Consider the following 25961-nt stretch of genomic DNA (forward strand, 5'->3'; position numbering starts at 1 on the left):
CCCGCGCATCCTACGCTCCCGTGTCGCGTTTCGCTCGGCGGGGCCCACGCCGTCGGACGGAGCCCGGTCCCGCGCTCCGCGCCCTGAATCAAGCAGCGGCGACGGCCCGCGGTCAATTCCGCCGTCCCCGCGGCGCGCCGACGCTCGGGCTCGTCCCGCTGCGTTCACGCGCCCTCGCGCGCCAACGCGCCCAGCGCGTCGTGCAGCCGTACCATCGCCAGCGTATCCACCTTGCAGTAGGCCAGCAGCTGCACCCGATAGCGTTCCCACTCCTCGTCGGTCACCTGTCCCATCGCGCGCAGACCGATCACACCGGTCGCGGCCTCACCGTCGCCAATGGCCAGTGTGGCGTAGCTGAGATCGGGCACCAGCACGGGCAGCACCTTCTTGATCGACAGGCTGCCGTGAAAGTCGGGGTGCGCCACTGCACTCTGCACCACCGGCAGCAGATCGAACAGGCGCCCCACCGCGTGCTCCAGATCGCTGGCCAGCGCCGGCACCTGCCGGCCCAGCCAATTCAGGCGCTGGCGCTCGAACGACGAGTACACGACGATCGAGCCCGCGCCGCTCAGGGCTCCCAGCAGGTTCCGCGCGAACTCCTCGACATCCGGCGCCGCCGGATCCACCAGCAGTTCCCGGTGATCCACGTTTCCGCCGGACGCGCGCCGGTGCACCGAGTACTGAATGGGGATCACGTCAAACGGCGCGATGCCGCGAAAGGGCGGCAGGGCCAGCGACAGCGTTTCAAAGTCGAGGTAGACGGCCGGTTCCCGGATGTCCGACAGGCGGCTCAACGCCTCGCGTACCGCTATCAACCCGCCGGCCACCACGGCGCGCCGGTGCAGCTGCTGGACGGGCGTGAGCTTGGCGGTGGCGGGCACCTCCGGAATGCGCGTGATGCCGTCGGCGATCCACTCGTCCACCTTCTTGGAGCGGATGCTCGGCAGTTCGAACACCGGGTCGTGCGGACCGTCCGTGAAGCAGCGCACGCCGCGAAATTCGCACTGCCGGCAGGCGGCCTGGAGCACCGCGTCGGGCGCCCCGGACGCGGCCACGATCGCGTACGCGGGCTCGAGCAACGGCGCGAACTCGGCAGCACGCGCCAGCACCGGTTCGGTCACGGTCAGTCGGACGAGCGGTTCCTGTCCATTGTCCACCCGCCAGTCGGCGTTGACGAGCAGCAGTTCCGCCGCCGTCACCCGCTCGCCGGCCGCCGCGACGACGGCCACGGTGTACGCGAGATCGTCTAGGTAGGCCGGCCGGTCGCGGATGCCGGACTTCACTTCGATCACGCGCCATCCGTCGCCGTCGCGGATGAGGGCGTCGGGACGCGCCATGGCGTGCGCGGCGACCACCGGCACCTCGAATGCCGTGCGGACCGTCCGGTTCGCCAGCACCGACCGGCCTTCGTCGACCCAGTCGGGCGTCGCCGGCCCGCGCAGGTCCACGCCTGGTCCGAGCATCTCGCGCGCCAGCGCGCCGATGGCATTGCCCTGGGCGAAGCGGAACTGCTCGCCGGGACCGGGCGCGGTGGTGTGGGGGTCGGCGTGGTGCAGCAGCCAGCCGCGGCGGGGGCAGACCAGCGATTCGAGAAACACCCGCTTGGTGAGCCGCCGGCCGGGTTCCTCGTGGACCGCGTCAGTCATCGACCGCTCCGGTCAGAAGTGCCGTTCGACGAGCGCGAAGCGCGCCCGGAACGCCTGGGGCGACAGGGGCCACCCGTAGGTCACGGGAGCGAACCACACGAATCCGGCCAGCGCCGCAATAAGTATACCATAATAGATCGCGGCCCGCGGCCCGCGCGGAAACCGCCAGCTGCCGGCGGCCGTGGCCGCCCCGTCCGGTGGCGCCACCCGGGGCTCCAGCTCTCCCGCCCAGGCCCCCACCGCGATCACGGCCAGCCCCAGACTGTACACGAACGCCATGAAATACGAATACTGGTACATGAGCCGGTGGATCAGGACGAACGGCAGGAAGTTGAACAGGTAGGCTGCGCCCAGGATGATCAGCGGTTCGCGCCACGCGCGCGCCCGCGCGCGGCGCAGCGCCAGCCCGATTCCGCCCAGGAGCAGCGCCACCGGAATGCCGTACCACACCACCGGATTGCCTTCCAGAAAGATCGTGGCCCGCCGGCCGTCGGGCAGCACCGGCCCCGCCCAGAACGTGATCGCGTGCTGGATCAGGGGCCAGCTGTACCACGGGGACGCCGACGAATTGGAGACGCCGACCAGCGCCGCGTCTTCCTGCCGCATCGCCACGTTCAACTCGAGGAACTTGTCGGCGAACGACAGGCGCGCATCGGCCCGGTAGTTCGGCGACCCGATCAGCGTGGCCTTGAATGGCCCCGACATGAACATGTTCCCCGGGCCGCTGCGGTCCATCCATGCGAAGTGCACGGCGAACACCGACGTGTAGATGGCCACCGGGATGGCCACCAACACGGCACCCTCCCACACCGTGCGCCGCCAACCGCCGCGTGCGCGCCAGGCATCGTACAGCCAGATCACCCCGATCAATCCGAGGGCCGAGAGTCCCGTCCATTTCATGGTCACGGCAAGCCCGGCCAACGCGGCCGTGGCCGCCAGTCGCCATAGACGTGCCCGCCCCGTGCAGCGGCGCGCCCCCAGGAAGACCGTCACCGCGCTCAGACCGAACAGCACCAGCATGCTGTCGGGCACGAGCACCCGCGACTCCACGAGCAGCGCGTTGTCGAGCAGCAGCAGCGCGCCCCCCAACGTGGCCAGGCGGCGCGATGCCCCGAGCCGCCGCAGCAGTACGTAGAACACCGGAATGATGAGCGTGCCGGCCAGAGCCGGCACGACGCGCAGCACCGGCGCCGGATGCGGCCCGGCGAGCGTGGCGATGGGCACCCCGAACAGCTTGGCGGCCAGAGCGAAAATCTGGTTGGCGAGCGGCGGGTGCACGTCCACGTAGAAGACCCGGGCGAGATAGTCGGCCACGTACTTCTCGTAATGCACCTCGTCGAACACCACGGCGTGCGGGCTGAACAGCCCCCAGAATCGGGTGAGCGCCGCACAGGCGGTGAGCAGCAGGAGTTCCGGCCGCCGGGGCCAGGAGCGTGACGACGCGGGCATGCCCAATTCTAGCGGCGCCGGCGGCGGGCCACACGCCCCCGCGCTCCGACTGGCGCTCCGGACGGAGAAAAACGAGAATTGAACAGCCAATTCCGCCACCCGGAGTCACCGCATGCCCGCTCGCGCATCACGCTCCCTCGCGCTCTGCCTCGTGCTGGTTGCGCTGCCCCTGTCGTCGATGGTCGCGCAGCAAGCGCCGGTATACCCCACGACGCGCAGGGACAGCGTAGTCGACGACTACTTCGGCACCAAGGTCGCCGATCCCTACCGATGGCTCGAAGACCAGAACTCGGCCGAGGTGGCGCGATGGGTGGAGGCGGAGAACAAGGTGACGTTCGCGTACCTGGACCAGATCCCCCTGCGCACCGCGTTCCGGACCCGGCTCACCACCCTCTGGAACACCCCATCCGTCGGCGTGCCGAGCCATATGGCGGGCCGGCTGTTCTTCCGCATGAATACGGGGCTCCAGAACCAGTCGGTGCTCTACGAGCTGGCCTCGCTCGGGGGAAAACCGGTGATGCTGATCGACCCCAACACGCTCTCGGCCGACGGCTCGGTGGATCTGGCGTCGTACGCCCCGTCGCCGGACGGTAAGTACCTGGCGTTCGGGTTGTCGTCGGGCGGCTCCGATTGGGAGGAGTTGCACGTGCGCGACCTGGCCACGGGGCGCGCGGTCGCCGACACCGTCCATTGGGTGAAGTACTCCGGTATCTCCTGGACCAGGGACGGACGGGGCTTCTTCTACACGCGCTTCCCGGCGCCGCCCAAGGATCAGGTGCTCACGGCCGCCGCCCTGAACGGCAAGATCTACTACCACCGGGTGGGAACGAGCGACACCGCGGACCAGCTCATCTACGAGCGCCCCGACCGTCCCGACTGGTACGAGGGCGCGAGCGTGACCGACGACGGCCGATACCTGTTCATCACCCTGAACCACGGCACGAACCCCGAGAACCTGCTCTACTACGCCGACCTCGGCGACCCGATGCACCCCGACGTCGGCGCCGCCATCCGCGCCGTGAACACGTCGGACGATGCCGAATACGGGCCGATCGGCAACATCGGGAACACGGTGTTCCTCGAGACCACCAAGGACGCGCCCAACCGGCGCATCATCGCCCTCGACCTCCCCGACACCGCGCTCGCCCACGCCCGCACGGTCGTGCCCGAAACGAAGAACAATATTCAGAGTTCTTTGATAGCCGGCGACCGGGTCGTGGTCCAGACGCTGGAGGACGTGCAGAGCCGCGTGCGCCTGTACGCGCCGGGCGGCGCCCTCGTGGGTCAGGTGGTGCTGCCCGGGGTGGGCGCGGTGGAGGCGCTCGGCGGCCGGGCCGGCCGGCCCGAGCTGTTCTACGCGTTCTCGTCGTATCTCGCGCCCACCACCGTGTACCGCTACGACTTCGCCACCAGGCGGAGCACGGCGTTCAGCCCGCTGCCCCGCAAGACGCCGTTCGATGCGTCGCCGTACGAGACCAGGCAGGTGTTCTACCACTCGAAGGACGGCACGCGCGTGCCGATGTTCATCACCGCCAGGAAGGGAGTGACGCTCGACGGATCGCACCCGACCATTCTCTATGCGTACGGCGGGTTCGACATCGCCACCCTGCCGGCCTATAGCCCCACCGTGGCCGTGTGGCTGGAGCACGGCGGCATCTACGCCGTGGCCAACATCCGCGGCGGCAGCGAGTACGGCGAGGCCTGGCACCACGCCGGCCAGCTGGCCAACAAACAGAACGTGTTCGACGACTTCATCGCCGCGGCCGAGTACCTGATCAGGGAGAAGTACACGTCCCCGGCGCACCTGGCCATCCACGGCTACTCGAACGGCGGGCTGCTCGTCGGCGCGGTGGAGGAGGAGCGGCCCGACCTCTTCGCCGCGGCCTACCCGGGCGCCGGCGTCATGGACATGCTGCGCTATCAGAAGTTCAGCGCCGGCATCGGATGGGTGCCCGAGTACGGCTCGTCCGACAACCCGGAGCAGTTCAGGTACCTGATCAAGTTCTCCCCGGTCCAGAACGCGAAGCCCGGCGTCTGCTATCCGGCCACCATCGTGACCACCGCCGACCATGACGACCGGGTGGTGCCGGGACACTCATATAAGTTCACGGCCGCGATGCAGGCGGCGCAGGGATGCAAACGCCCCATTCTCATCCGGGTGGAGACCAAGACGAGCCACGGGTACATGCCCACGGACAAGCGCATTGCCCAGCTGGCCGACGTGTGGGCGTTCACGGCGTGGGAGACGGGGATGAAGAACTAGCCTATCCTTGCGCCCGGCCCCCGCTGGCCGCTTTTTCCTTCAATGCCATCCGGCAGCAAACACCCGCACCGGCTCCACACGCCGACCCGCCGCCGCGGCCTGTCGCTCGGCGTGAAGCTGCCGCTGTTCATCGGTGGCCTGGTGGCGCTGGTCATCGTCGTCAACACGTGGAGCGGGTTTCGCGTCCAACGGCAGACCGAGACCGCTGAGGCCGAACGCCGGCTGACCAACGTGGCGGCCGAGTTGGTGCGGGAACTCCAGACGTCGAGCACGGCGAGGGCCGCCGAATTGCAGCTCGCGGCGCAGCGCCCTGCCATCCGGGCCTACCTCGCGGCGCTCCCTGCGGCGCGAGACCGCCTCGCCGACGCCGCAATGATCCCGCTCCTCACGGTGGGCGCTCCGGTCCAGAGCGTGGCCGTGGAGCTGTGGAGCGCCGACGGGCGCGTGCTGCTGAGCACCGGCACGGCCGCGAACTTTCACGATCGCGCACGCGACGAGGGGCTCATGCGACGGGCGCACGACACCGACGAAGCCGTGATCGGCGGCCTGCGAATGGCGAACGACTCGGTGGCGTACGTCGCGGCCGTCCGTGTGACCGTCGACGGGCGCGTGGCGGGGTACGTCGTCCACTGGCGCCGCCTCACCACGCAGCCGGTGAGCCGACAGGACGTGGACAGGCTCATCGGCACCGGCGGCCGGATCTTCGTGGGCGACGTGCGGGACAGCGTGTGGACGAATCTCGCCACGAGCGCGACGCCGCCTCCCATCGACGTCGCGAAGGTGACCGGCGTGATGAAGTACCACCGCCGGGCCGGCGACATGCTGGCGGTGGCGCGCCTCGTGCCGGCCACGCCCTGGGCGGTGGTGGTCGAGTTCCCGGCCGATTCCGTGAACGCCACCGCGCGGGAGACCGTGCGGCGGCTGCTCGCCGTCGACGCGCTCGTGCTGCTGCTCGGGCTCGCCGGCGCGTGGTGGCTGAGCCGCCGGATCACCACACGACTCAGGCGCTTGACCGCCGGCGTCGGGTCCGTGGTCTCGAACGACCCCGGCGGCTCGACGGCGGCGCCCCACATCGACCTCGCGGCAGGCGACGAGATCACGCGTCTCGGCGCGGCCTTCGACTCCATGGGGCGCCGTGTATCCGAAGCCCTGACGGCGCGCGAACTGTCGGAAGCGTATTACCGGGATCTGTTCGAGTCCATTCCGCTGCCGGTGTACCTCGTGGCGTTGGACACGCTCGCGTTCCTGGCGGTCAACGCCGCGGCCGTGGACTACTATGGCTACAGCCGCGACGAATTCCTCGCGCTGTCGCTTCGCGACATCCGTCCGCCGGAGGAGGTAGCGCGCATGGAGGCGGATCTCCTCAAGCTCGGTCCGCGCCCGGAATCGCGCGGCACCTGGCGCCACCTCAAGCGCGACGGCACGGTCACCGAGGTCGAGATCGTGTCCCACGAAATCCCCTTCCGGGGCCAGCGCGCCGCGCTGACCGTCGTCACCGACGTCACCGAACGCCACCGCGCCCAGCAGGCGCTGCGCCGGTCCGAGGAACGGTACCGGACGCTCATTCGCGAATCGCCCTACGGCATCGCGTTGTCGACGCCCGAAGGCGTGATCGTCGAAGCGAACCCGGCGCTCGTCGGCATGCTCGGCTACACGTCGGGCGACGAACTGGTCGGCAAGTCGGTGGCCGAATTGTACCAGGACCCCGCGGAGCGCGACGTGATCTCCCGGGCGCTGAATGCCACGGGCTACTGCCGGCGCGAGGCGCTCCAGTGGAAGCGGCGCGACGGCGGCCTGATCACCGCCCGGCTCACCGCGCGCCTCGTGGCCGCGACGCGCGAATCGGACGCGTACGTCGAGGCGATCGTGGAGGACGTCACGGAACGCGTGCGCCTGGAGGAGCAGTTCCAGCTGGCCCAGCGCATGGAAGCGGTGGGCCGCCTGGCCGGTGGCATCGCGCACGACTTCAACAATCTGTTGACCGTGATCATGACCACCACCGAACTGCTGCTCGACAGCGAGTCCGCGCAGGGGCCGCAGCATGCCGAACTGCAGGACGTGTACCGCAGCGCGCAACGGGGCGCCGAACTGACGCGCCAACTCCTCGCCTTCAGCCGGCGGCAGGTGCTCTCCATCCAACCGATGAGCGTGAACAAGCTGGTCGCGGACGTCGAGAGCCTGCTCGGACGCCTGCTCGGCGAGGATGTGCAGCTGAAATCGGTGCTCACGACCGGGCCCGATATCGTGCGCGCCGACCCGAACCAGGTGGAGCAGGTGCTGCTCAACCTGGCGGTGAATGCCCGCGATGCGATGCCGGAAGGTGGCCAGCTCGTCATCGAGACCGAGGCGATCGAGCTCGCGGTCGGCCAAGGGATGGCCGGCGAGCCCATGGCGCCCGGCGCTTACGTGCGGATCGTGGTATCCGACAACGGCGAGGGCATGCCGCCGGACGTGCGCGAGCACGCGTTCGAGCCCTTCTTCACCACCAAGGGAAAGGACAAGGGCACGGGGCTCGGACTCGCCACGGTCTACGGCGTCGTCAAGCAGCTGGGCGGCTACGTGTGGTTGTACAGCGAGGTGGGCCTCGGCACGACGTTCAAGATCTATCTGCCACGGGTGGAGGACGCCCCCCGCCAGCGGGCCCCGGAGCCGTCGCGCCGCCAGGCCACCGAGGGCTCCGAGACGATCCTGATCGCCGAGGACGAGGACGCCATCCGCACCCTCCTGAGCCGGGTGCTCACGAGCCGCGGCTACACCGTGATCGCCGAGGCGAGCGGCGAGGACGCGCTCCGCCGCGCCGCCGAGCACCGCGGCGCCATCGACCTGCTGGTGACCGACGTCGTGATGGCCGGCATGACCGGCCCGCAACTCGCAGCCCGCCTGGCCGACCTCCACCCCGAGACCATTCCACTCTTCTTATCCGGCTACACCGACGAAGCCGTACTCAAATTCGGCGTCGCCACGGGCCGCATGGCCTTCCTGCAGAAGCCGTTCACCCACACGGTGTTCCTGGCAAAAGTGCGGGATGTGCTGACGGGTAGGAGCGAAGGACAGTAAGACAGTAGGACGGAAGCCGGCGTTCCGCAGTTATCCGTCCTACTGTCCTACCCTCCTCCCGTCCTACTTCTTCACCTCCACCTGCCCCCGGATCTCCCCGCCCGGATGCGCCGCCGTGTGCACGTTCACGTACGCGTCGCCGTTCGCGAGCAGCGTCTTGAGCGAATCGCCCGAGACCCCTTTGCTCACGTCCTTGGCCAGATCGATGTAGCCCCTGGCGAGCGTGCCGCGCGCCTCATGCTTGATCTCGAAGCTGTAGACCGGCGGCCCCGACGCACCGACCTTGCCCACGTGGATGTGCGCCATCGTGGCCGGTCCGCTCAGGCCGGCCACGGTGAGCGTGTACCGCAGCCGCGTCCCTTCGAGCACCAGTGTTGCGGTCCCCGTGCCGGTCACCGTGGTCGCGGGCGTCTCGCTGGCGCCGGTCATGTGCGCGACGTAGGTGACGGGGGGGGCCGGCCGCACCGGGTGCGTGGGCGTGGCCCATCCCGACACGGCGAGGGCGGACGCGGCGATGGCGAGCAGACGAACGTTCATGGCATGTTCTCCTGGAAATGGGACCGGGCCCCCCACGGCGCGCGGGGATCGCCCACAACGAGATCGGTGAAAGGCTCACGGGGATGGGAGGCCGGCCCGACAGACGGCCCCGATCGCACGCGCTACGCTGCGGCATAGGTGGCGTGCGCCCACCCCAATGGAACCACGCGAGGGGGGGACACGTTCCATCAATCTTGGGGGGCCGGATGCCGAACGCCACACCAACCAGTACTGCGCCCGGAGCACCGGCCACCGAACGGGCCCAATTGACGGCCCCACGGCACGTGCTGGCCTTCGGTCCGGCCGCCGTCGCCCGCAGCACGCCGCGCATGTGGGCCATCCTCCGCGTTCTCCGGCGGCACGGCATTCTGGGCGCCGTCCGCGGCCGCCGGCACTGGCCCGACCCGGTGGCCGTCCGCACGGCGCTCGAGGAACTCGGCGTGGTGTTCCTCAAGTTCGGCCAGGTGCTCGCCGTGCGGCGCGACCTCTTGCCCGACGAGTACACCGGCGAACTGGAGCGGCTGCACGACGCCCTCTCGCCCATGCCGTTCGCCGACGTGGCGGCGGCGGTGGAGCACGACCTGGGAGGCCGGCTGCGCGACCACTTCGCGACGGTGGACGAGCGGCCCCTGGCGGCGGCGACCATCGCCCAGGTTCACCGCGCCACGCTGCCCGACGGGCGCGAGATCGTGCTCAAGGTGCGCCGCCCGGGGCTCGAGAGCCGCGTGGCCGAGGACGTGTCCATTCTCGCCTATCTCGCCGCGCTCGCCGAGCGCTACGTGCCGCGGCTGCAGACGTTCGACCTGGTGGGGCTTATTCAGGAATTCCGATACAGCCTGCAGCGCGAGCTGGACTTCCGTCTGGAAGCGCGCACCATCCGCCGTTTCCGCGATGCGTTGCGCGACGTGGACGGCGTGTGGACGCCGGACATCGTGCCGGCCTATTGCGGCCAGGGCGTGATCGCCATGGAATTCTTTCGCGGCGTGCGGGTGGACCGCTACGCCGAAACGCACCCCGAGGCGCGCGCCCACCTCGCGCGCACGATCGCTTCGCTGCTCCTCCATCAGATCTTCGAAGCCGGGCTCTTCCAGGCCGATCCGCATCCCGGGAACCTGGCCGTACTCGCCGACGGGCGCCTCTGCCTGCACGACTTCGGCATGGTGGGCGAACTCGACGCGGCCATGCGCGACAGCCTCACGGCCCTGCTCGATGCCGTCGTGCGCGGCGACGTGCGCGACACGGCCGACGCGTATCTCGACGTCGGCCTCGTCGGGGCCGACGTCGACCGGCCGGCACTGGAAGCCGATCTCAGCACCCTCCTGCGCCGCATCCACGAGCAGGACCTGGCCGAGGTCTCGGTGGGCGACGCACTCCAGTCGCTATTGCGCGTGGGCACGAACCACCGCATTCGCAATCCGGGCCCCATCCTGCTCCTCACGCGCGCCTTCCTGCTCGCCGAAGCCGTGATGCGCGATCTCGACCCATCGCTGAGCGTCGCCCAGGCCTTCCAGGACGAGTTGCGCCGGGTGGCCGTGCGGCGCTTCGCCCCCGCCCGGCTGATCGACGACGCGCGCCACGTGAGCCGGGACCTGGAACGGCTGCTCGGCACCGGGCCCGCCGACGTCCGGCGCACGCTGCGCCGGCTGGCCGACGGGGACCTGGGGCAGGTCCACATTCCGGCGTTGGAGCGCACCGAACGGCGCGCCACCCGCGGCATCGAGCGCCTGGCCGGCGCCGTGGCGTCGGCGGCGCTGCTCGTCTCGGGGAGCCTGCTGGTGGTGGCCGGCGGCTGGTACCGCTACGCCGGCGATCCGTTGCTCGTCATGGGCGCCGTCGGCACCGCCGTGGTCGGGCTCGGCGCGTGGCGGGCACGCGCCCGCTAGCCGACCGACCGAGCAGCGCGTTCTGCGCGCGGGCCGAGCGGCAGATCGCGGAACCGCACCAGGTAGAGCACGGCGAGCAGCACCGCGGCCACCAGAACCGCCCACGAGCGCTGCTCCGGCGCGGTTTCGATCGTGACCGATACCACGTCCCCGGCCGCGAGCCCACCGACCGACAGCCGCACGGCCCGCCGATCGTCCGCCGTGTCGGGTGACATCGGCCACACCCCGGCGCGCCGGTCCGACGGCGGTATCGTGTAGCTCACGTTCCGCGCCAGCCGCCCCGGCGGCAGTTCGATGACCAGATGGTACTCGTCGATCGTGGTGCCGGTGGCGTTGGCGAACCGGTACGCGAACACGTCGCCGAGCGCGCGCCCCGCGAACTCGGCGCGAATGCGAGCCGCGCCGCCGCCGGCCAACCGCACCAACAGCCGCGACACGGACGCGCCCGATTGGACCTCCGCCGACGCGCCGGGGGGCAGTTCCAGGCGAGTGGCGCCGCCGAGCGGCCACGCCACCGGGATCTCCACCACGCCCGCGTGGGCGCCGGCGACGACCACGTCCAACGCGATCGCCGCGCGGTCACCGGTGAGCACGATCCGTTCGCCGTACGACGTGATGGTATCGGCCGGCCCCGCCGCCTGGAGCAGCGCCGCCGCTACGAGCGCGGCCAGCATCATACGCGGGCCCCGAATGACGGCGTGAGCCCCAGCCAGTGGAAGTAGGTGGCCCCGGCGATCAGCAATAGCAGATAGCCGACGGTGCACACGGTGAGCCCGTAGCGAAGGTTGTCACGCGCCGAGTACTGGTTGGTGGCGTAGAGGATGACGTTGGGCTTGCCGCTGATCGGCAGCCCGATCACCCAGTCGATGGTGAACGCCGCGGGCAGCGCCAGGCTCGCCGGGTCCCAGCCCAGGCCGCGGGCCAGCAGGATGATCACGGGAATCATGATCACCGTGCGCACCGTCTTGGACGTGGAGAGGAGGTGGCTGTACAGCATCACGGCGATGACGACGGCGTAGGTGTAGCCGAACGCCACGTGCTGGAGCCGGAGACCGCCGAAGATGCGCTGCACGGCCCATGCGGCGGCGCCGGTGCTGTCCAGGGCCAGTCCGCCGGCGTAGGCGCCGGCACTGAACACCATCAGATGCCAGGGAATGTCGGTGTCCTGCCACTCGAGCAGGCCGACGCGTGGCATGAGGGCGATGGCGGCGCCGACCATGGCCGAGATCGGGGCGCCGAGTTCGAGGCCGAACCAGCGCTGCTGGTACCGGTCGGTGGCCCAGAGAAAGATGACGAGGAAGAAGATGGCCAGGGCCCGCCATTCCCTGGCGCTGATCGGGCCCATCGCGGCCTTCTCGCGGGCCACGACGTCCAGTCCGCCGGCAATGACGGGCCGCCGCTCGGCGGGCGGGATGCGAAAGATCACGCGCGGCCCGAGCCACCAGGCGAAGAACACGGTGAGCACGGCCACCGGCGCCGAGGCGATCAGCCAGTCCGTGTAGTAGACCCGGTGCCCGCCCAGGCTCTGGACGAACCCCACCGCGAGGATGTTGGCGGCACTCCCCGTCATCACCGTCGATGACAGAATACTAATGCCCGTGAGGTTGAGCAGGAACAGGTTCCGCCCGAAATTCGTGGGATGCTCGGACGTCGAGCCGTAGATGGCGGCCACGGCGATCATCAGCGGGAGCGTGAGCGCGGCCCGCGCCGCCGTGGCCGGAATGAGCGGCGCCAGGGCAAGTTGCAGCACCACGAACGCCCCCAGCGCCCACGACGCCCGGGCGCCGAACCGGAGAATCAGGGTCAGCGCCAGCCGCTTGGCGAGCCGCGTCTTGACCAGCATGGCGCTGAGAATGAACGCCAGGATGTTGAGCCAGATGACGTCCAGCCCGAACACGCCCATGACATCGGTGGCCCCCCACCCGCGCAGGGTGACGAGCAGCAGCATCAGCACCAGCGACGTGAGATACGTGGGCACCGGCTCGGTCACCCACCAGACCAGCGCGAGGGCGAACGCGGCCGCCGAGACCTGGCCCGCGGCGGTCAGCCCGGGGGGGGTCGGGGCATAGTAGAGCCACAGGAAGACGAGGATCCCCGCCGGAAATCCCAGGTAGCGCGCCCATCGGTCGAACGCGCCGGCGGGGGGGTGCTGCTTGGGCGACAGCGCGAACCGGTCGAGCGCCAGCAGGTGCGCCAACTCGGCGTCGCGCGCCGGGAGCGACAGGACGTCAGCCGGCATCGCGCCAGCGGGCGTAGGGGTGGCGCGTGAGATTCGAGTTGTAATATCGCGGGTCGGCCGACACCTCGGCACCGGCCCACGGCGGGAGGGCCACCACGGCGCCGACCGCCGGGAGTTCCACTTCGGCAATGATCAGCCCCGCGTTCTCGCCCTCGAACACGTCCACTTCCCACACCCGGCCTTCGAACGGCACCCGGTACCGCGTCTTCTCGATCAGCGGGCGCGCGCACAGACGGTCCAGCATCGCGTCGGCGTCGGCAACGGGAATCGGGTACTCGAATTCGAGCCGCTCGATCCCCGTCGTCGCGCCCTTGATCGTCAGGAAACCCTGATCGCCCACGGTGCGGACGCGCACCACCCGGTCGGCGTCGGTGGACAGGTAGCCCTGCCGGTACCGTTTGCCCTGCGCCGGGTCGGCGCGCCACACGTCGTGCTTGACCAGGTACTTCCGTTCGATCTCGATGGCCAAAGAACCCTCAGAGTGCCAGTCCGAACCGCATCTGCAAGATGTTGAACTTGTCGCCGGTGAGGAATGGCGCGACCCCAAGATCGGGCTTGGCATACTGGTCGTTCACCACCCGCACGTAGTTCAACATCCACTTGAAGTTTGGATTGATGTACCAGGTGACGCCCAACGTGTAGTTGTTCGCCTTGCCGCCCGTGATGTTCACGCCGGGCGAGAAGTCGTTGAGGATCATCGTGCTGGCCCGCGCCGCCACCTCCCACGCCCCGCGATCGGACTTCGGGAAGATGCGGTCGAACTCGCCCTCCTGCGGCAGGTACGGCCGACTCTCGCCGGTGATGAAGTAGCTCACGAAGGCGTACCCCCCGCCGAACCGCGCCGTGGCGAGCGCAGGATCGAGGCGGTGCACGTCCACGATCGTGTATTCGCTCTGCACCGACCACGGCCCGCGCACCGCCGCGAACTCGCCGTTGAAGTAGTTGGTATAGTCCACGTTCTTGATCTTGCCCGTGGTCAGGAACCGCACCTGGCTCACGTTGGTCTCGGGACGGGCCCGGAACCGCACCTGGTTGGCATCGGCGGGAAGACCGCCGTCGGGAGTGCGGCGGCTGGCGGACACGCCCAGGTGGACCAGGCTGCGGTCGGTGTGGATCGGGGCGATGGTGAACCGCCCGGTGAAGGCGTACCCCTCGGAATACCCGGATTCGTCCACGTCACCGGCGGCCTGGCCGAACGCGCCGACCGACGCCTGCCAGTTGGACCCCCAGCGCGACACGCCCACGCCGATGTGCCGGTCGGGCGAGAAGTTGTCGGCGTACGACCGCTCCATGAACGTGATGTACTTGGACGAGGTCAGCGTCTCGAGACTGAACGGTTCCTTGTAGTTGCCCACCCGGATCAGCGTGTTGGCGAACCCCTGATACCCGAGCCACATGTCCTTCATCTCGACGGCATTGCCCGCGAAGTCGACGTCGAATTCGCCCAGCCAGTCCTTGTACAGGGTGGTCTTGACGCCGAGCCGGGCCCGGCGGACTTCCGAGCCGTTGGCCAGATGGTTCTTCTGCCCGTCGTACACCGCGCCGTCCACCTGGATGCGCCCGTCGAGCCAGTACTTGAACGCGCTGTCCGGGGTCTGGAACACCAGATACCCCCCGTCGTAGGCGCCGGGGAGCGGGATCGGGGCGCCGCCCGTCTGCGCGCCCACGGGTACGGCGACGGCCGTCGCCGCAGCCACGCCGGTCGTCAATATGAGTTTGCGAATAGTTCCTAGCATCGCACCTCCTTGGGGGGGACGGAGGAATGATCGGGGAGCCCGAGAATGCGCTTGAGCGCCCTCGGATAATTCTCATTGGCCGCCGGATCGAGTTTCAGCTCCCGGAGCGCCGCCAGCACGCGCGCCGGATCGGCGTCCTCGAACGACACGGTGTTCCAGCGATGGCCGGCCACCGTGATCTGCCCTCGTTCCCCGTGGCACCCGGCCACCGTCACCGGAATCCGCCGCTTGGCCATCGTGACGATCCGCAACTGCCGGTGCGGCACGACGACCGTCTGCAGCAGTTCGGCCAGGGAACGAATCGGCCTCCCGTCAGCAGGCGCCGGAAGGCCCCACGCCTCGCACGCCGCCGTCAGCGCATCCACCCCGATCGGGAATGGCCGCTTGAGCAGCGGGCACCACTGCTCCAGCCCGGACGCATCGGCCCGCACAAGTCGCTTGATCTCGAGTTGCCCATCGCGGATCTTCACGTTGTGGGGCGAGAGCAGCGAGAGGAGATACGTCTCCTCCCGCTCCCCGGCGACCTGGGACCCCGTGGCACCCTCCACGGGCGGCGGCGCGGCGAACGTCCGTTCGAAGGCGCGCCACTCCCACCGGGGGACGACCGTGGCGCCGACCACGGCCGGGCCCGGTACTACCGTGTCGCTGGTCCTTTCCATCGTGGCCACGCGCTCGCTCCTCGGATCGTTCGAGAAACGTTCGCGTACCCGGGCCACCTCCCCTATCGGGCAAACCTCCAGCACCGGTCAGGCAAACGCACGGGTTTCGACGGCTTTTCTCCGACGCACCCCGGCACTACGCCCGCCCAGCGATCAGATTCGCCCACCCAGCCAGAAACCGAGCACCACGGCCCCGGCCAGCATGGCGAATCCGGGCGCTACCGCCCGCCGGAACTTCGACGACCCGAGCCCCATCGCCACCCCGAACTTGAGCACCGTGTTGGCGAGAATCCCGATCGTGATGCCCTGCGCAGCAAGCACCGAGGACGTGCCGTTGGCGACCGACCGGCACATGGACACGGTGAGTGCGTCCACGTCGGTGAGCCCGAGTACCGCGGCCGACGTCAGCACCCCTGCCGACCCCCACAACTCCCGCGCGAGCGAGAGCAGCATCATCGCAAGCTGGAACGCTACCGCCAACTGGATGGCCGACCACAGTTTGAGCGGGCTCTGCGTCTCGGGCTCGGTCGCCTCCGACGCCGCCGGCCACGGGCGTCGCAGCGCAATCGCCACGAGGCCTGCGCCCACCACCGCCGACGGCAACAGGTACACGAGCAGCTGCCGCGCCACGTCGGCATTGAGCACCGCCGCCGCAGTCACCACCCGCGCCACGAGCACGGTGCACGCCCCCATCACGCCCAGCGCGAGCGGCCCGCTCAGCCCCTCGTCCCGTCGGCTCAGCCTCGAGAATTGCAGCGTCACCGCCGTCGACGACACCAGCCCGCCGAGCATGCCCATGATGCCGTAGCCGCGCCTCGCGCCCACCGCGTGCCGCGCGATGTGCCCGGCAAAGTTGAGCCCGGAGAACAGCAGCACGATCGCCCAGAGCGTGCGCGGGCGGATGCCGCCCAACGGACCGTACGGACCCGGCGGCAGCATCGGCAACACGACGAGCGCGAGCACGGCGAACTGCAGGGCGGCCCGCATCTCGCGCTCGCCGATCTTGCCCACCAGCCAGTGCAGCCGCTCCTTCTCACCGAGCGCGAGCACCACCACGGCCACGGCCCCCGCAGCGAGCCCCATCTCGCCGACGCCGGCAAGGACGGCGAGCGCCAGCACCACCAACGCCGCGGCCTCCGTGGTGCCGTCGAGATCGGCATCGGGCCGCCGCACCGCCATCGCGTACGCCACGGCCGCGAACCCCACCCCAGCGCCCAGCAGCACGCCGCCCGCCACCGCGTAACCCCACGTGAACAGCAGGCCGGCCGCGCCGCCCAGGAGCCCGAGCAGGAAAAAGGTGCGCATGCCGGCAAAGCGCCCCCGGGGCCCGGACGCGTGACCGGACCATTCGCGCTCCGTCCCTACGGCCAGCCCGATCAGTGCGGCGAGACTCAACCGCATGGCCGCATCGAGCACGGAACCGTCAATCGCGAGCACTGCGGCGAGCGCCGTCATGACTCAGTATGCGCTGGTCGATGCCGAGACCGCTACGGCCCGAATATCGTGCCCCCACCAACACCCGGAAAACCACGGTCGCTCGAAGCCTTGCCGCCCTGCGCGCCATGGAGCACTTTCCCGCACTCGGTTCGCGCCGGCCATCCCTTCCCCGCCCAACCGTACCGAGCATCCCCCCCAGCTTTCCCGCCCCCCCCAATCGAGGCGAGTCATGCGCCGTCTCCGCATATCCTCTCCGTCCCGCATCGCGCTCGCCATTGCGCTGCTCGCGGTCGCGTCCCCGGCCCGCGCCCAGCGCGGTGAAACGGCCGCCGACTCCAGCGGCGGCCCCGGCTACAACCTCCCACTGCGACCCGCCAGGCCGCTGCGCTTCACCACCGACGAAGGCACCTGGATGTCGCTCGACGTCTCCAACGACGGCCAGTGGATCGTCTTCGACCTGCTCGGCGACATCTACAAAATGCCGATCGCCGGCGGCAAGGCCACGCGCCTCACCAGCGGACAGGCGTTCGACGGACAGCCGAACTTCAGTCCCGACGGCAAGACGATCGTATTCGTGAGCGACCGCAGTGAGTCGGACAACCTCTGGCTGATGGACGCCGACGGCCGCCACGTGCGCGCGCTCACCAAGGAGACCGACCACAGCTACGTCTCGCCCACGTGGACGCCCGACGGCAAGTACGTCGTCGCCTCCAAGAGCAACAGCTTCTCGGGCGGGGCGTTCAACGTCTTCATGTACTTCGGCGGCGGCGGCACCGGCCTGCAGCTCACGGGAACCGACTCGGCCGCGGCCGGCGGTCGCGGAGGTGGCGGCGGACGCGGCGGTGCGGCCGTACTGAACAACTTCGTGGGCCCGGCCTTCGGACCGGACGGCCGCTACATGTACGTGGCCGCGCGCAACGGCGGCGGCGGATACAACCAGACCTCCCTCGGCTGGCAGATCGCCGTCTACGACCGCGAGACGGGCCGCACGTTCATCCGCACCGACGCGCCCGGCTCGGCCATGCGCCCCGAGGTGAGCCCCGACGGCAAGTGGCTCGTATACGCCACCCGCGAGGACTCGGTCACGTCGCTGCGCATTCGCGAACTCTCAAGCGGCGACGAGCACTGGCTCGTGCATCGCGTCCAGCGCGACGATCAGGAATCGCGATTCACGCGGGACCTCGAACCGCCATTCGCGTTCACGCCCGACGGCAAGTCCATCGTCGCGGCGTATCTCGGCCACTTCTGGCGGGTGAGCGTGCCCGACGGCAAGGCGACGATGATCCCGTTCAGCGCCGACTACGACGAGATGATCGGCGGCGCCATCAAGGAGCAGTACCCGTTCGACGATTCGACGATCACGGTGCACCAGATCCGGGACCTGGCGCCGTCGCCCGATGGCCGGCGGATGGCGTTCACGGCGCTCGACCGGATATGGGTGATGGACCTGCCCGACGGCGCGCCGCACCGGCTCGTCGCGTCGAGCACCGACGGCGAGTACTCGCCGGCCTGGTCGCCCGACGGCCGCTCCATTGCCTACGTGACGTGGAGCGACATCAGCGGCGGCGACATCTACCGGATGAACGCCGATGGATCGGGCGCGCCACAGAAGCTCACGACACAGTCGGCATTCTACGAGAATCTCACCTACGCCCCCGATGGACGCCGGCTCGTATTCGGGCGCGGCCCGCGTGACATGCGTCGGGACCGCGACGAGCTGGAGCGCCCCAACGCGCAGGCCACGGGCGTCGAACTGGCCTGGATGCCCGCCGCCGGCGGCGCGGCGACGATGATCGCTCCGCTCACGACCTTCGGCCAGCCGCATTTCGGACCCGACACGTCGCGCATCTACGTCTCGCAGGGCAGCGTGCTCACGTCCATGCGCTGGGACGGTACCGACGTCAAGGACATCATCCGCTTGGGCGGCGGTGGACGCGGGGCCGGTGGCGGGGGCGGCGGCGCGAGCAACATCCTCCTCTCCCCCGACGGCTCCCGGGTGCTCGTGCAGTCGGGTGTTCAGGCGTACGTGATCGACGACGTGCCCGTGAAGGGGGGCGATGCCCCGGTCGTCAACACGTCGAGCCCCGCGCAGTCGTCGGTGCCCGTGCACAAGCTCACCACGGTGGGCGGCGAATTCGCGACGTGGACTGCCGACAGCAAGAAGATCTACTTCTCCCTCGCCCATACGCTGTTCACCTACGACCTCGCCGCCTCGGCGACGGCGATCGCCGATTCCACCGAACGCGCCGACTCCATCGCGGGGGCTCGTGGCGCCGGCGGGCGCGATAGCGCCGGAGGCCGTGGAGGCCGCGGCGGGCGCGGGGCCAACGGCGCCGCGAACAAGCCGGCCTACGAAGCCGTACAGCACGACGTGGTGATCACCGTGGCGCGCGACGTCCCGCGCGGCACGGTCGTGCTCCGCGGCGCGCGGATCATCACCATGAAGGGCAGCGAGGTCATCGCCGACGGCGACATCGTGGTCAAGGACAATCGCATCGTCGCCGTGGGCCCGCGCGGAAAGGTCAGCATCCCGCCGGGCGCGCGGGCGATCGACGTATCGGGCAAGACGATCATTCCCGGGTATGTCGATATCCACGCCCACATCTGGCCGGCATTCGGCGTGCACCGGTCGCAGCCGTTCGAGTACATGGTCAATCTGGCCTACGGGGTGACCACCATCCGCGACCCGCAGACCTCGAGCACCGACGTGCTGTCGTACGAGGACATGGTGGCCACGGGCCAGTTCATTGGCCCGCGCATCCACTCCACGGGTCCCGGCGTGTTCGCCGCCGAGAACATCAAGTCGCTGGCCGACGCGCAGTTGGTGCTCTCGCGTTATTCGAAATACTACCAGACCAACACCATCAAGCAGTACATGACGGGAGACCGCCGCGTGCGGCAGTTCGTCGTGATGGCGGCGCGCGAACAGCACCTGATGCCGACGCTCGAAGGCGGGCTCGACTTCAAGAAGAACCTCACCGAGGCGATGGACGGCTATTCGGGCAGCGAGCACACGCTGCCCATCGCGCCGTTGTACAAGGACGTGATCGAACTCTATGCCACCGCCGGCATCACGTGGACGCCCACGCTGATCGTGGAGTACGGCGGGCCGTGGGCCGAGAATTACTGGTACGAGCACAGCGACGTGCTCAACGACAAGAAGCTGAACCATTTCACGCCGCGCGACGTGGTGGAGACCAAGGCGTCGCGCCGGCCGGGCTGGTGGGCGCCCACGCAGTGGTCGTTCCCGCTGTTCGCCGCACAGGCAGCCAAGGTCGTGGCGGCGGGCGGCCGCGTGGGCTTGGGCAGCCACGGCCAACTCCAGGGGCTCGGCGCCCAGTGGGAGATCTGGAACATCGCGTCGGGCGGCATGCCGCGTATGGACGTGCTCCGCGTGGCGACGATCTTCGGCGCCGAGGCGATAGGGATGGAGAAGGACGTGGGATCGATCGAAGCCGGCAAGCTTGCCGACCTGCAGGTGCTCGACCGGAATCCGCTGGACGACATCAGGAACACCAACACCATCAAATACGTCATGAAGAACGGCCGCCTCTACGACGGCAATACGCTGGACGAGATCTGGCCTCGCCAGAAAGCCGCGCCGCGGCTCTGGTGGTGGACCCCGACCGACCAGTAGCGACGTGGACCATGGCCAACGAAGAGGCCCGGCGCCGTGTGTTCGGCGCCGGGCCTTCTTCAATTCCGCGCAGCGAACGCGGTGCGCGTCGCGCCGGCCGCCCCGCTACTCGTACCGCAGCGCTTGAATGGGATCGAGGGCCGCCGCCTTGCGCGCCGGATAGAATCCGAAGAAGATGCCCACCGCCGCCGAGAACCCGATGGCGATGCCCACCATCGGCGCGGCGATGGCCGTCTGCCAGCCCGTGGTGCGCTGCAGGATCGCGGCGCCGGCATAGCCGAGCGCCACCCCGATCATCCCGCCGATCACGCTCATCACGATCGCTTCCACCAGGAACTGCGTCAGCACGTCGCTCCCCCGCGCGCCGATCGCCATCCGGATCCCGATCTCACGCGTCCGCTCGGTGACCGACACGAGCATGATGTTCATGATGCCGATGCCGCCCACGAGCAGCGAGATGCTGGCGATCGCCGCAAGCAGCAGGGTCATGACCTCGGTCGTGCCCGACGCCGCCTGCGCCAGATCGGTCTGATTCTTGACCGTGAAATCGTTGGAATCGTACGGCGCCAGCCGGTGGGTATCGCGCAGGATCTGCGTGATCTCCTGCTCGGCGGCGGGAATCTCTTCTTTCGTGGCGGTGCTGGCCAGGATCTGCGCAATGAACTGGTGGCCCGAGAGGCGCGTCTGGACGGTCGTGTACGGCGCCAGGATGATGTCGTCCTGATCGTTGCCCTCGGCGGTCTGCCCCTTGGCTTCGAGCACGCCGATCACCTGGAACGGCACGTTGCGCAGCCGGACCTCCTGGCCCACCGGATCCTGGTCGGGCCACAGGTTGGTCGCGACCGTCTTGCCGATCACCGCCACGCGACTGTCGGAGCGCACGTCGGTGGCGTCGAAGAACCGCCCCGAACTCGTCTTCCAGTTGCGGATGATCGCGTAGTCGGGAGACACGCCGTCCGTCGCCGTCCGCCAGTTGCCGGCCCCGCCCACCACCTGCCCGAACGCGATGATCACCGGCGACGTCGCCGTGAGCAGCAGCCCCTGATTGGCGAGCGTCGTGTAGTCCTTGATCGTCAGCCGGTTGGACGTGCCCGCTCCCTGGCTCACGCCGCCGGTGCGGAACGCCCCCTGCGTGATCACGATCATGTTGGTGCCGAGATTGTCGATGCGGCGCTGGATCTCGGACTTGGCGCCCTGCCCCACCGCCACCATCACGATCACCGCGCCCACGCCGATGATGATGCCGAGCATCGTGAGCAGCGTGCGCAGCTTGTTCTTCGTGATGCTCTTGGTGGCGATCTTGATCAGTCTTGTCGATTGCATGTCACGCGTCCGCTTCGATGGGTTCGAGGTGCTGCAGATCTTCGGATGCCGTGTGCCGATCCGCCACCGCCTCGTCTCGGATGATGTGCCCGTCGCGCAGCTCGACCACCCGCTTGGTGTACATGGCGATGTCGTGTTCGTGGGTGACGAGCACCACCGTGATGCCCTGCTCGTTCAACTCCTGAAATAGCGCCAGCACTTCCACGGACGTCTGGGAGTCCAGGTTGCCCGTGGGCTCGTCGGCCAGGACGAGAGCAGGATGCGTGACCAGCGCCCGCGCGATGGCGACGCGCTGCTGCTGGCCGCCCGACAGCTCGCTCGGCTCATGGTCCAGCCGCTCGCCCAGCCCCACCCGCTCCAGCGCCTCCCGGGCCAGCTTCTTCGAGTCCAGCTTGCGATTGCTGCGGTCGTAGAGCAGCGGCAGCTCCACGTTCTCCAGCGCCGACGTGCGCGCCAGCAGGTTGAACCCCTGGAACACGAACCCGATCTTCTCGTTGCGGATGTCGGCCAGTTGGTTCTTGGACAGCTTGTCCACGTGCACGCCGTCCAACCAGTAGTTGCCCGAAGTCGGTTGGTCCAGGCACCCGATGATGTTCATCAACGTGGACTTGCCGGAACCCGATGCGCCCATGATGGCGATCATCTCGCCCGGCTCGACGGTGAAATTCACGCCGCGCAGCGCGTGCACCTCGGTCTTGCCCGTGACGTAGGTCTTTTTCAGGTCCTGGACCTTGATGACGGCCTGTTTGGTTGTCGCCATGCTCAGAATCCCCGGCCGAATCCGCCGCGGCCGCCTCTACCGTTGGTAGTCGGCTGGAACGGGTTGCTCGATGCAGCGGGTGCGGCGCCCGATCCACCGGCCGTCACCGCGGCGATGAGTTGCAGCCCTTCCTTGAGGTCCGGCGGTCCGCTGATCTCCGTCTCCGTTCCGTCCGTCAGACCCGTGTGCACGCGCATCACGGCGAGCTTGCCATCCTTGAGGTACCAGAGCGTCGCGACGTCCGACGGGCCACGCCCCCCCGCTCCACCCCGGCCCCCGGCGCCACGACCCCCTGCTCCGCCGCGTGCGCCACCCCCAAACCCTCCACGCGCGCGCCCGTTGGAATCCCCACGACGGCCGCCCGCCCGCAACGAATCGGCGCCGCCCGCTGTGGCATTCTCCGCGCGGAACTGCGCGATCATGGCCGCCGTGGGCTGGAAGCGCAACGCCCCGTTGGCCACCTTGAGCACGTTGGTCGCCTTGGACACTTGGAAATTGATGGTCGCCGTCATCCCGGGGAACAGCGTGCCGTCGGTGTTCGCCACCCGGACCAGCACGGGGTAGTCCACGACGTTGTCCACCACCGTCGACTGGAGCCGCACTTCCCCGACGGTTCCATGATACGTGCGATCCGGATACGCCTCCACCGTGAAGTCCACCGGCTGCCCCACGTGGATCTGGCCGATGTCCGCCTCGTCCACCATGGCCAGGATCTGCAGATCCTTGAGGTCGGCGGCAATCAGGAACAGTTCCGGTGCCGAGAAGCTGGCCGCCACCGTCTGCCCCAGGTCCACCGTCCGCTTGATCACGATGCCGTCGATCGGCGAGTAGATGTAGGCGTAGTTGAGATTCTGCCTCGCCTGGCGCAGCGCCACCGAATCCGACGCCAACGTGGCCTTGGACATCGCAAAGTTTGCGAGCGCCGTCTCGTAATCGGATTCCGTCTCGGCACCCGTAGCCAGCAGCCGCTTGATCTGGTCGAGCGCGTATCCCTTCTGCTTGAGGTCGGCAGAACCCTGGTCCTCCGCGGCGATCGCCCGGTCAACCGCCAACCGGAGCACCGTGGTATCCAGCCGCGCGATCAACTCCCCTTTGTGCACGCGCGAGTTGAACGTCGCGTTCAACTGATCGATGATTCCGGACACCTGCGTGCCTACCTGCACGGAGTCGGTCGCGTACATGTTGCCCGTCGCGCTCACCGTCGATTCGATGTCGCCGCGCGTGACCGGGACGTAGAGATACGAAACGGAGGCCGCCGCCGCCCGGCTCCGGAAGTAGAACACGCCGCCGATCACCACGGCGATCACGATCAGGGACACGATGATTTTCTTCATCTGTTTTCAGTTCCAGGAGTTGTGGGTCCGGCGAGAGCGAGCCAGGCTCGCCCCATCAATTAGTAACGCGCTCACCACCACCAAAGCGTACACCACACAAAGATTTCCATACGCGGCCAGTCGGCCGCCCATCCGGGTTGCGCCCGCTCGTGGACGCCTTCCATATCGCCGCGTACCCGCTTCGCGACACCTGCGTATATTCGAACAACCGACACTTCCGGAGCCAGACGCCATGCGCATCGAACTCGAGGTGAACGGCCAACACCATGCCGTGGACGTCGATCCAGGGCGCAGCCTGCTCGCCGTTCTCCGCGAGGAGATTGGCCTCACCGGACCGAAGTACGGCTGCGGCGAATCCCAGTGCGGAGCCTGCACCGTCCTCATTGACGGCCGTTCGGCACATGCCTGCGTCACTCCGGTGTCGGCGGCGGTCAACGTGCCGGTCACGACCATAGAAGGCATCGCGCCCGACATAAGTATGAACGCGCTGCAACGCGCCTTCGTTGAAGAGGATGCCATGCAATGTGGCTATTGCACGGCCGGGATGATCATGGCGGCGGCCTCCCTGCTCGCGGCTACGCCCCATCCGTCCCGCGATGAGATCGTACGGGCCATGGACGGAAACGTCTGCCGCTGCGGCACCTATCCGCGAATCGTCCGCGCCATCCAGCGGGCTTCTGGCTCGGCCCACCCCGCGCCGGACCAGCGGACCGAGGAGGCGCGGCCATGACCAACTCGCGCCGCGACTTCATCAAGCTCTTCGGCGGCGGCATCGCCGTCGCCCTCGTCACCCGCAATGCGTCAGCGGCCCAGGGGCTCACCGCCATGCTCGGCGGCCCGCCCGGCGGCGGCGCGCCCACCCCCACCGACCAGATCGCGGCCTGGCTCCACATCGGCGCCGACGGCGCCGTCACCGTGTTCACGGGCAAGGTCGAGGTGGGCCAGGGCATCCGGACCTCGCTCGCCCAGGAACTGGCCGAAGAACTGCGCGTGCCGCTCGCATCGGTCCACATGGTCATGGGTGACACGGACCTGACACCGTACGACATGGGCACGTTCGGCAGCATGTCCACGCCGCGCATGGGCCCGCTGCTCCGCAAGGCGGGCGCCTCGGCGCGCGAACTGCTCATCGGCCTGGCAGCCGCGCGCTGGACGGTGGATCGCACCTCGCTCCACGCCGCCGACGGGCGCGTCGTGCACGCGCCAAGCGGCCGGTCGGCCAGCTACGGCGAACTCACGGCGGGCCGGCAACTCACCGAGACGGTGAGCGACGACGCGCCGCTCACGCCGGCCACCGCGTGGAAAACCGCCGGCACACCCGCGGGCCGCGTGGGCGCCGCCGATGTCGTCACCGGACGCCACCAATATCCGTCGGACCTCACGCGCCCCGGCATGCTCTACGGTAAGGTGCTGCGCGCGCCATCGATGGGCGCCACGCTGCAATCCATGGATGCCAGCGACGCCGCCGCCGTGAAGGACGCGGTCGTGGTGCAGGACGGCCCGTTCGTCGGCGTGGCGGCCCCCCGCACCTCCGACGCCGAACGCGCGCTCATTTCCATCCAGGCCCGTTGGACGCCCGCCCCGGGCCCGCAACCGTCGTCAGCCGACATCTACGACTATCTCAAGCGTACGCGGCCCGCGCCGAGCGCCGGGCGCGCCGGCGGCGAGGCCTACGGCGGCGGTGAGCCGTTCGTGCAGGGCGACGTCGACGCCGCGCTCCGCTCGGCGGCGCACACGCTCGCGCGTACCTACACCGTGGCCTACATCGCGCACGTGCCCCTGGAGCCGCGCGCGGCGGTGGCCGAATGGACCACCGACGCCAGGGGCGAGAAGCTCACGGTATGGACCGGCACGCAGCGCCCCTTCGGGGTGAAGGAAGAGTTGATGCGCGCCTTCGACCTGGCCGACGACCGCGTGCGGGTGATCATGCCCGACACCGGGTCGGCCTACGGCGGCAAGCACACCGGCGAATGCGCCGTCGAAGCCGCCCGCCTGGCCCGC

The 25961-nt window shown here is 69.1% G+C and carries 18 protein-coding genes; 6 read left to right on the plus strand and 12 right to left on the minus strand.

Annotated elements, in window-relative coordinates; translation table 11 throughout:
• Positions 1–164: 164 nt before the first annotated feature.
• Entirely contained in the window at positions 165–1646 is a 1482-nt protein-coding gene (locus VNF92_04040; GenBank protein ID HVA57035.1) for a DUF2779 domain-containing protein, read from the minus strand.
• Positions 1647–1658: 12 nt separating this feature from the next.
• On the minus strand, positions 1659–3095 hold the full coding sequence (locus VNF92_04045) for a phospholipid carrier-dependent glycosyltransferase (protein ID HVA57036.1): 1437 nt from the start codon (positions 3093–3095) through the stop codon (positions 1659–1661).
• A 112-nt stretch (positions 3096–3207) separates the two neighbouring features.
• Between VNF92_04045 and VNF92_04050 the strand changes: the two genes are divergently transcribed.
• Positions 3208–5358 carry a prolyl oligopeptidase family serine peptidase gene (locus tag VNF92_04050; GenBank protein HVA57037.1) on the plus strand — a complete coding sequence of 717 codons (2151 nt, stop codon included), beginning with the start codon at positions 3208–3210 and terminating at the stop codon, positions 5356–5358.
• Between the two features lie 42 nt (positions 5359–5400).
• A complete protein-coding gene (locus VNF92_04055) occupies positions 5401–8415 on the plus strand; it encodes a PAS domain S-box protein (protein HVA57038.1) in 3015 nt (1004 codons plus the stop codon).
• 63 nt (positions 8416–8478) lie between these two features.
• Here the strand turns inward: VNF92_04055 and VNF92_04060 are convergent, their stop codons facing one another.
• A complete protein-coding gene (locus tag VNF92_04060) occupies positions 8479–8952 on the minus strand; it encodes a CHRD domain-containing protein (GenBank protein ID HVA57039.1) in 474 nt (157 codons plus the stop codon).
• A gap of 266 nt (positions 8953–9218) precedes the next feature.
• Between VNF92_04060 and VNF92_04065 the strand changes: the two genes are divergently transcribed.
• Positions 9219–10835: an AarF/UbiB family protein gene (locus VNF92_04065; protein HVA57040.1), complete on the plus strand. Its 1617-nt coding sequence runs from the start codon at positions 9219–9221 to the stop codon at positions 10833–10835.
• Here VNF92_04065 and VNF92_04070 read toward each other — a convergent pair.
• The 6 genes from VNF92_04070 to VNF92_04095 all read right to left on the minus strand — a co-directional run bounded on the left by VNF92_04070 (position 10832) and on the right by VNF92_04095 (position 16924).
• A complete protein-coding gene (locus VNF92_04070) occupies positions 10832–11512 on the minus strand; it encodes a hypothetical protein (GenBank protein HVA57041.1) in 681 nt (226 codons plus the stop codon). The two genes, VNF92_04065 and VNF92_04070, sit on opposite strands and share 4 nt — an antisense overlap.
• The gene (locus tag VNF92_04075) at positions 11509–13074 is read right to left on the minus strand and encodes an SLC13 family permease (protein HVA57042.1); all 1566 of its coding nucleotides are present in this window, start codon (positions 13072–13074) and stop codon (positions 11509–11511) included. The genes VNF92_04070 and VNF92_04075 overlap by 4 nt, the downstream gene beginning before the upstream one ends.
• Positions 13064–13543: a CYTH domain-containing protein gene (locus VNF92_04080; GenBank protein ID HVA57043.1), complete on the minus strand. Its 480-nt coding sequence runs from the start codon at positions 13541–13543 to the stop codon at positions 13064–13066. Before VNF92_04080 ends, VNF92_04075 begins: the two co-directional genes overlap by 11 nt.
• 7 nt (positions 13544–13550) lie before the next feature.
• Entirely contained in the window at positions 13551–14810 is a 1260-nt protein-coding gene (locus VNF92_04085) for a porin (protein HVA57044.1), read from the minus strand.
• Positions 14804–15478 carry a hypothetical protein gene (locus VNF92_04090; GenBank protein ID HVA57045.1) on the minus strand — a complete coding sequence of 225 codons (675 nt, stop codon included), beginning with the start codon at positions 15476–15478 and terminating at the stop codon, positions 14804–14806. The genes VNF92_04085 and VNF92_04090 overlap by 7 nt, the downstream gene beginning before the upstream one ends.
• 144 nt (positions 15479–15622) lie before the next feature.
• The gene (locus VNF92_04095) at positions 15623–16924 is read right to left on the minus strand and encodes a DUF4010 domain-containing protein (protein ID HVA57046.1); all 1302 of its coding nucleotides are present in this window, start codon (positions 16922–16924) and stop codon (positions 15623–15625) included.
• A 211-nt stretch (positions 16925–17135) separates the two neighbouring features.
• Between VNF92_04095 and VNF92_04100 the strand changes: the two genes are divergently transcribed.
• A complete protein-coding gene (locus VNF92_04100; protein ID HVA57047.1) occupies positions 17136–20543 on the plus strand; it encodes an amidohydrolase family protein in 3408 nt (1135 codons plus the stop codon).
• 105 nt (positions 20544–20648) lie between these two features.
• On the opposite strand, the gene VNF92_04105 is transcribed toward VNF92_04100, so the two are convergent.
• Genes VNF92_04105 through VNF92_04115 form a run of 3 tightly spaced genes read right to left on the minus strand, consistent with a single transcriptional unit; the run spans position 20649 to position 23960 of the window.
• Complete coding sequence (locus VNF92_04105; GenBank protein ID HVA57048.1) at positions 20649–21866, minus strand: ABC transporter permease; 1218 nt, start codon at positions 21864–21866, stop codon at positions 20649–20651.
• A 1-nt stretch (position 21867) separates the two neighbouring features.
• The gene (locus VNF92_04110) at positions 21868–22626 is read right to left on the minus strand and encodes an ABC transporter ATP-binding protein (protein ID HVA57049.1); all 759 of its coding nucleotides are present in this window, start codon (positions 22624–22626) and stop codon (positions 21868–21870) included.
• 2 nt (positions 22627–22628) lie between these two features.
• Positions 22629–23960 carry an efflux RND transporter periplasmic adaptor subunit gene (locus VNF92_04115; protein HVA57050.1) on the minus strand — a complete coding sequence of 444 codons (1332 nt, stop codon included), beginning with the start codon at positions 23958–23960 and terminating at the stop codon, positions 22629–22631.
• A 232-nt stretch (positions 23961–24192) separates the two neighbouring features.
• Between VNF92_04115 and VNF92_04120 the strand changes: the two genes are divergently transcribed.
• Both VNF92_04120 and VNF92_04125 read left to right on the plus strand, forming a co-directional pair.
• Positions 24193–24690, plus strand: a complete 498-nt coding sequence (locus tag VNF92_04120; protein HVA57051.1) for a (2Fe-2S)-binding protein — start codon at positions 24193–24195, stop codon at positions 24688–24690.
• The coding region (locus VNF92_04125; GenBank protein HVA57052.1) for a molybdopterin cofactor-binding domain-containing protein at positions 24687–25961 on the plus strand (1275 nt) is incomplete at its 3' end. The genes VNF92_04120 and VNF92_04125, both read left to right, overlap by 4 nt.

The sequence above is a fragment of the Gemmatimonadaceae bacterium genome (genome assembly GCA_035533015.1).
In the GTDB taxonomy this organism is placed as follows: Bacteria; Gemmatimonadota; Gemmatimonadetes; order Gemmatimonadales; family Gemmatimonadaceae; genus JAGWRI01.

What these genes read in the sequence shown, in the direction of transcription:
- VNF92_04095 (HVA57046.1), bottom strand. Translation starts at nt 16,924, where the DNA reads ATGACGGCGCTCGCCGCAGTGCTCGCGATTGACGGTTCCGTGCTCGAT.
- VNF92_04085 (HVA57044.1), bottom strand. Translation starts at nt 14,810, where the DNA reads ATGCTAGGAACTATTCGCAAACTCATATTGACGACCGGCGTGGCTGCG.
- VNF92_04070 (HVA57041.1), bottom strand. Translation starts at nt 11,512, where the DNA reads ATGATGCTGGCCGCGCTCGTAGCGGCGGCGCTGCTCCAGGCGGCGGGG.
- VNF92_04050 (HVA57037.1), top strand. Translation starts at nt 3,208, where the DNA reads ATGCCCGCTCGCGCATCACGCTCCCTCGCGCTCTGCCTCGTGCTGGTT.
- VNF92_04105 (HVA57048.1), bottom strand. Translation starts at nt 21,866, where the DNA reads ATGCAATCGACAAGACTGATCAAGATCGCCACCAAGAGCATCACGAAG.
- VNF92_04040 (HVA57035.1), bottom strand. Translation starts at nt 1,646, where the DNA reads ATGACTGACGCGGTCCACGAGGAACCCGGCCGGCGGCTCACCAAGCGG.
- VNF92_04120 (HVA57051.1), top strand. Translation starts at nt 24,193, where the DNA reads ATGCGCATCGAACTCGAGGTGAACGGCCAACACCATGCCGTGGACGTC.
- VNF92_04110 (HVA57049.1), bottom strand. Translation starts at nt 22,626, where the DNA reads ATGGCGACAACCAAACAGGCCGTCATCAAGGTCCAGGACCTGAAAAAG.
- VNF92_04045 (HVA57036.1), bottom strand. Translation starts at nt 3,095, where the DNA reads ATGCCCGCGTCGTCACGCTCCTGGCCCCGGCGGCCGGAACTCCTGCTG.
- VNF92_04075 (HVA57042.1), bottom strand. Translation starts at nt 13,074, where the DNA reads ATGCCGGCTGACGTCCTGTCGCTCCCGGCGCGCGACGCCGAGTTGGCG.
- VNF92_04060 (HVA57039.1), bottom strand. Translation starts at nt 8,952, where the DNA reads ATGAACGTTCGTCTGCTCGCCATCGCCGCGTCCGCCCTCGCCGTGTCG.
- VNF92_04055 (HVA57038.1), top strand. Translation starts at nt 5,401, where the DNA reads ATGCCATCCGGCAGCAAACACCCGCACCGGCTCCACACGCCGACCCGC.
- VNF92_04100 (HVA57047.1), top strand. Translation starts at nt 17,136, where the DNA reads ATGCGCCGTCTCCGCATATCCTCTCCGTCCCGCATCGCGCTCGCCATT.
- VNF92_04115 (HVA57050.1), bottom strand. Translation starts at nt 23,960, where the DNA reads ATGAAGAAAATCATCGTGTCCCTGATCGTGATCGCCGTGGTGATCGGC.